At 44.6% G+C, this 6,549-nt stretch carries 6 protein-coding genes; all 6 read left to right on the forward strand.

The window, feature by feature from the left end; genetic code table 11:
- Positions 1–128: 128 nt before the first annotated feature.
- A complete protein-coding gene (locus JF818_RS03320) occupies positions 129–1,040 on the forward strand; it encodes a nucleoside hydrolase (RefSeq protein ID WP_198890563.1) in 912 nt (303 codons plus the stop codon).
- Positions 1,041–1,354: 314 nt separating this feature from the next.
- Positions 1,355–2,623: an ABC transporter substrate-binding protein gene (locus tag JF818_RS03325; RefSeq protein ID WP_198890564.1), complete on the forward strand. Its 1,269-nt coding sequence runs from the start codon at positions 1,355–1,357 to the stop codon at positions 2,621–2,623.
- A 5-nt stretch (positions 2,624–2,628) separates the two neighbouring features.
- A complete protein-coding gene (locus JF818_RS03330) occupies positions 2,629–3,570 on the forward strand; it encodes a carbohydrate ABC transporter permease (protein WP_233065886.1) in 942 nt (313 codons plus the stop codon).
- Positions 3,563–4,372, forward strand: coding sequence for a carbohydrate ABC transporter permease (locus tag JF818_RS03335; protein ID WP_198890565.1), 810 nt, complete (start codon positions 3,563–3,565; stop codon positions 4,370–4,372). The genes JF818_RS03330 and JF818_RS03335 overlap by 8 nt, the downstream gene beginning before the upstream one ends.
- Before the next feature lie 22 nt (positions 4,373–4,394).
- A complete protein-coding gene (locus tag JF818_RS03340) occupies positions 4,395–5,411 on the forward strand; it encodes a LacI family DNA-binding transcriptional regulator (RefSeq protein ID WP_198890568.1) in 1,017 nt (338 codons plus the stop codon).
- 3 nt (positions 5,412–5,414) lie between these two features.
- The coding region (locus JF818_RS03345; RefSeq protein WP_198890566.1) for a beta-galactosidase at positions 5,415–6,549 on the forward strand (1,135 nt) is incomplete at its 3' end.

Below are 6,549 nucleotides of genomic sequence, written 5' to 3' on the forward strand. Positions count from 1 at the left end.
TTGCCTCACTTGGATGTGTGGATAAAATCACCCATCTTATTACTGACAGTGGAATTGACAGTGAGTATGCAAAGAAGCTCAAGAGTGCTGGAATCAATGTGATTGTCTGCTAGAACGGGAGTATCATCATGCGCTACACCAACTATGCCTTCGAGGTTCCTGAGGAAAAACTCGTTCGGGTGATCATTGACACCGATGCCAAAAATGAGGCTGACGACCAATTTGCAATAGTCCATGCTGCACTCAGTCCGAAATTGGAGCATGTAGGGTTTATTGCTGCCCACTACGGGATTGACCGCCATCAAGACAGTATGCAACGAAGCTTTGAAGAACTGGAGATGATTTTCAAAAAAATGCAGCTTCCTTGGGGTTCTCTTTGTGTTCATGGTGCAGACCGTCCCATGTACACGAAGGTGGATCGGTGCATAAGTGAAGGATCGTCGCTCATTGTGCAAGAAGCGATGAAGGAAGATCCTAGGCCTCTGTATGTTCTGTTTCTTGGTCCTTTGACCGATCTTGCCGTAGCATATTTACAGGAACCCAGAATCGCCAATCGATTGACAGCAATCTGGATTGGGGGAGGGGCCTATCCCTCAGGTGGTCCTGAGTTCAATCTGGGTAATGACATCAATGCTGCGAATGTAGTTTTCTCCAGCCCAATTCCTGTGTGGCAGGTCCCCAAGAATGTGTATGAGATGATGCCTGTTTCGTTTGCAGAGCTACAGGAACGTGTGTTTTGCAGAGGAGCTATCGGTCGGTATCTTTTTGAGCAATTGAATGAGCATGCACATGAGCCAATTCCTCTTGGTAGTGCTTTCAGAACAGGAGAGAGTTGGGTCCTTGGAGATTCCCCTGCAGTTGGTTTGCTTCTATACGAGCACCGATTCGCCTTTGATTGGGTGGAGGCTCCAATAATTGGATCAGATATGCAATACATCCACACGAAATTAAACAGGCCAATCCGTGTATATCGAAATATCGACTCCAGACTTATCCTGGAAGATTTCTATGCAAAACTATCGTTATTTGCAAAAGGCTAAGTAACGATAGCGTACGTCCATTAGGTAACATTCAACTTTTCTTTTGTCAGAGTCTACAATTGTTTCGATAGCTTTTGTTTTGGATTCCTACGCAAGACGAAAGAAAAGGATTAGTTATGTACTGTGAAACATGAATAAATAGTCTTGTTTATATATGTTTATAAACAGATAAATATATTAAAATTAATGATTTAAATTGAAATAATTTGATTCGTTGACACTGGTTGCATCTTCTTGTTTACTATCATTAGCAAGGATAGATACAGAACAAATACGAATTATCCTGCTAACAAACCGAAAAGGAGATGAAAAAGATGAAACGAAAAACTATTCTTTTGCTTTCGATTCTGATTATTTCTTCTTTACTCTTCGCCCAAGGGGCCAAAGAGGAAGAAGTAGTCGTCGAAGGGCCAGCAAAACTCACTGTCTGGGCTTGGGATTCCTCATTCAATGGATACGCCATGCAAGAGGCGGACAAGTTGGATGATTCTGTAGAGATAGAATTTGTTGAGATGGGAAAGGCAGCTGCCTTGCAGAAGCTCCATACCATCCTTGCTTCTGGAGCAAAGGACAACCTTCCAGATATCGTGTTGATTAGTGATCTGCACGCAAAAGGGTATCTGATGAGTTATCCTGGTGCTTTTGCTCCTATGGATCCAGTAATTGACTATGCAAATTTTGCTCCGTATAAGAAAGAGATGCTCAGCTATGATGGAGTTGGGTATGGTATTCCCTTCGATACCGGTGTAACTGGTTTGTTCTACCGCACCGATTATATGGAAGAAATTGGGGTAACCAAGGAGTACATGGACAATCTTACATGGGATCAGTACTTGGCCCTCGGTCCTAAACTGAAAGAGAAGGGACATCTCCTACAGACATATAATCCGAATGACATTGCTGAATTCCAGATCATGCTTCAGAGCGCAGGCACTTGGTTCACTGATGAGAAAGGCGATGCAAACTTTGTAGATAACAATGCCTTGAGAGAGTGTTATCGTATCTTCAAGCAGCTCAATGAAGCAGATTATACGAAAGTTGTCAGTGACTGGGGTGGCTTTGCGGGGGCTATCAACGGAGGAGAAGTGGCTACGGTCATGCGTGGCAGCTGGATTTCCTCCACAATCATGAACAACCCTGATGATGCTGGTAAATGGGCTCTTGCACCAATCCCCAAGATGGATATTCCCGGTGCAGTGAAGTATTCCAACCAAGGTGGTTCAAGTTGGTTTGTGCTCGCCAATGCACCCAATCGATCTGCTGCAGAAGCCTTTATGGCCAATACCTTCGCTGGTAGTGTGGAATTGTACGACACCCTCCTTAGGAATAAGACCATTTTAGGTACCTATCTACCTGCAACCGATGCTCCTGCATATGATGAAGGGAACCCATACTACAGTGGGCAACTAGTCAATAAGGAATTGGCACAGTGGGCTGCAAAGATACCTGCGGTTGATACCGGCGCATTCTCTGCGGAAGCTCAGGCTTCCTTGGTAAGTGTCACGCCACGTGTACTTGCCGGTGAGGATTACAACCAGCTCATGAAAGAAGCTGAGAAGCAGTTTGCACAAAAGGTACAGTAACGTAATTGAGAACATCGAGGCAGGAAGAACCATCGTTCTTCCTGCTTATGCTTGGCAAGGGAGATGCAATGCTTTCACTAGAAAAACATGAAAACAAAACAGGATGGATGATGGTATTGCCAGCTACCATTCTCATTGCAATATTTGGATATCTACCAATCGTACAGGGATTTCTGCTCTCATTGCAGACTGGAAAGGGAGTGAATCTTACATGGTCAGGATTTGCTAACTATGCGCGATTATTTCAGGATTCCATCTTTTGGACTACACTGGGGAATACACTGTTGTATGCTGTTGTCCACATCCCAATCATGTTGTTTTTGGCTCTTGTTATTGCGCTCTTGCTCAACGATAAGAGAATTCCCTTCAAAGGATTCTTCCGAACGTGTATTTTTCTGCCATGTGTTACCTCACTTGTCTCGTATGCCATTCTTTTCAGGAGTATATTTGCTGTTGATGGCGTGGTGAACAATCTTCTGCTTACTCTTCATATGGTAAGTGAGCCGATACCTTTCCTTTTACATCCCGTCTGGGCAAAAGTAGTGATTATCCTTGCATTGATCTGGAGAAATACCGGATATTTCATGGTTTTTTTCCTGGCTGCACTTCAGGGCATTGATCCCCAGATTCATGAGGCAGCACGTATTGATGGTTGTAAACCCTCTCAGAGTCTTTTTAGAATCACCATTCCTATGCTCAGCCCAATCATCTTTTTGACCATGATTATGTCGATGATCTCAACACTGCAGATCTTTGATGAGGTGGTCAACCTTACGAATGGAGGGCCTGGCGATGCGACTCGCTCCATCTCCCAGTATATCTATGATCTCTCTTTCACCTATGTACCAAGTTATGGCTATTCAGCGGCTGTCTCGTATGTCGTATTGTTGATTGTCTTGGTTTTTACCCTTGTCCAGAAGCGAGGAAAGGAGCGTAATTATGGCTAAACATACCCCTATAGGCAGGATTGTATTTCTCTCCCTTGCTTCTTTTTTCTCCATTTTCCCGTTCTATTGGATGATTGCTAGTGCGACCAATCAGACCAAGGATATTACCATGGGAAAACTGACCTTCGGGTCACATCTTCTTGAAAATGCACGCAATGCATTCTCCCATGCAGATCTGTTTTCTCCATTCCTGAATTCCATGCTTCTCGCTGTGGTGATTACGGTCCTATCTCTGGTGATCTGTGGTATTGCAGGGTATGCATTCATACTCTTTCCGAGCAGAAAACGCGATGCACTCTTTACGATTCTTATTGCTTCAATGATGGTTCCTTTTGCTGTAAAGATTATTCCCATGTTTCGGTTCTTTGCCTCTGTTGGTCTCATCAACTCGTTCTGGGCGATTATACTTCCTGCTGTTGGTACCCCATTTGTCATCTTCTTCTTTCGCCAGAACTCTGTTACGTTTCCTGTTGATACCATCCATGCTGCACGGGTAGACGGGCTTGGTGAGTTCAGTATTTTCTTTCGGATATATACTCCAATAATGCGCCCAACCTATGCTGCTGCTGGCATTTTCGTATTCATGGCAACATGGAACAACTACTTGTGGCCGTTGATCGTCATACAATCGAATGATAAGTATACGATGCCTTTGGCCGTAGCCAATCTGGCGGCCGAGTTCAACCCAGATTATGGTATGGTGATGATAGGGATTATTGTATCCACACTACCGACCGTCTTGGTGTTCTTCCTATTGCAAAAATCTTTCGTTGAAGGGATTGTCGGCTCGGTGAAGGGGTAACGCATACATGACTATTAGAGACATGGCAAAGAAAATTGGAGTAAGTCCGGCGACTGTCTCCCTGGTTCTCAACAATAAGCCGGGTTTGAGTGAGCAGACTCGCATGAGAGTCAAGAAGTCACTTGAAGCAATGGGTGTTTCTTTGGAACAATATGCTCCAAGTATCCAGAAATCCATGCTCTTTGTTGTGTATCGAAAGCATGGTGCAGATAGACGGCATACTCCTTTCTTTCCTCAAGTATACTCACAAATTATTGAAGGTGTTGAGTGGAAAGCGCGTCTGCTGGGTTTCAGTATCAAGATATTTTATCTGGATGAACACAACTTTTCCCAACAGGCTGAGCACCTAGCCAAGATGGAATTTGAAGGAATGCTTATTCTTGCGACAGAGTTGGATAAGTATCAAATTACGATGCTGGAGACCGGCAAGCCTTTGGTCCTCCTTGATACCTACATAGAGGAGTGTGTCCATCCTGCTGTTATCATCCATAACGAGTCAGGGGTAATGCAGGCTGTAGGGCATCTCAAGGATTTGGGACATCGTCGAATCGGATACTTGCATGTGATACACAACGCAAACAACTTCATGGAAAGATATTATGGCTTTCTGCGAGCGATGGATCAGTACGGCTTGGAATTGACACCAGACGACATTTGCCAAATTTCTACGAATGAGGGAGGAGAAGCTGTGTATGAAGTACTCAAGCAGTACTTTCAGACACATCTTGACCGTCCTACTGCCTTTTTTGCAGATAATGATATCATTGCTTCCTATGCTTTGAAGGTGTGTAAGCAGTTGGATATACGGGTGCCAGAGGACCTATCCATAATTGGTTTTGATAATATTGGGTTGGCAGAGCTGCTCGACCCTCCACTTACTACAATCGATACCCCTAAGTATGACCTGGGGCAGAGTGCAGTGGCACTTCTTGATGAATATATCAGGCAACCAGTCTCGAAGCAGGGTATTACCAAGATGGTTGCACTCAAACCTTCCTTGGTTGTTCGTTCATCAACACATCCATTTCCTGAGGAGTAACGTATGCAAGAGTTTTCATTTCCTTTCATCCTGTTTGGAGGCGACTACAACCCTGATCAATGGGATGAGAAGGTTTTAGAAGAAGATATCCAACTGTTTAAGCAAGCTCATATCAATACTGTGGTTTTTCCTGTTTTCTCGTGGGCAAAACTGGAGCCCAGGGATGGGGTGTATGAACTAGCATGGCTTGACCCGATTCTCGACCGTTTGGCGGATGCAGGAATTAAGGTAATCCTTGCAACTTCAACCGTGAGCCAGCCTGCCTGGATGAGCCAAGCGTATCCCGATATCCTTCCTGTGGATATCGAAGGGAGGAAACGTACGCATGGAATGCGGGCATTTTTCTGCGTAAACAGTGTATCGTACCGAAAGAAAGCAAAAGCATTAGCCACAAAGTTGGCTGAACGATATGCAGACCATCCTGCATTGTTTGGCTGGCATATAGCAAATGAGTATGGAACATACTGCTATTGTGAGCACTGTCAGGAAGCGTTTCGACAATATCTCAAGAAACGCTACGGGACAATTGAGGAGTTGAATGCAAGATGGGTTACTGCTTTCTGGGGGAGGACGGTATACGATTTCTCAGAGATCATGCTTCCTACAGCACTCAATGATGATTATCGATTTAACCCAGTAGTACAACTTGATTACTTGCGGTTCATGACAGCCTCAACTATTGATTGCTTTGAGAATGAGGCGGAAGTACTCAGGGACATCACTCCTGGTCTTCCCATCTATACCAATATTTCTGGCTTCATCAAGAAATTGGACCAATTTGCCATGATGCCCCATATGTCTTTTGCTGCATGGGACAACTATCCAAATCCTCATGATGATGCTCATCTGGTAGCTCTCAAGCATTCGATCATGAGAGGATCTCTTGAAGGACGGCCCTTCATTGTTGCAGAACAGACACCCAACCAACAAAACTGGCAGCCATACAACAAATTGAAAAGACCGGGTGAAGTGAGGTTATTGGCGTATCAGGGGATAGCACATGGCGCGGACGGTTCCCTGTTTTTCCAGATGAGGCAATCTCTCGCAGGCCAAGAGAAGTTCCATGGGGCTGTAATCAACCATGGAGGAAGAAACGATACCAGGATTTTTCAGGAGTTCTCAGCCCTCGGTGAAGAGC

The organism is Sphaerochaeta sp. S2 (genome assembly GCF_016406725.1).
GTDB lineage: Bacteria > Spirochaetota > Spirochaetia > Sphaerochaetales > Sphaerochaetaceae > Sphaerochaeta.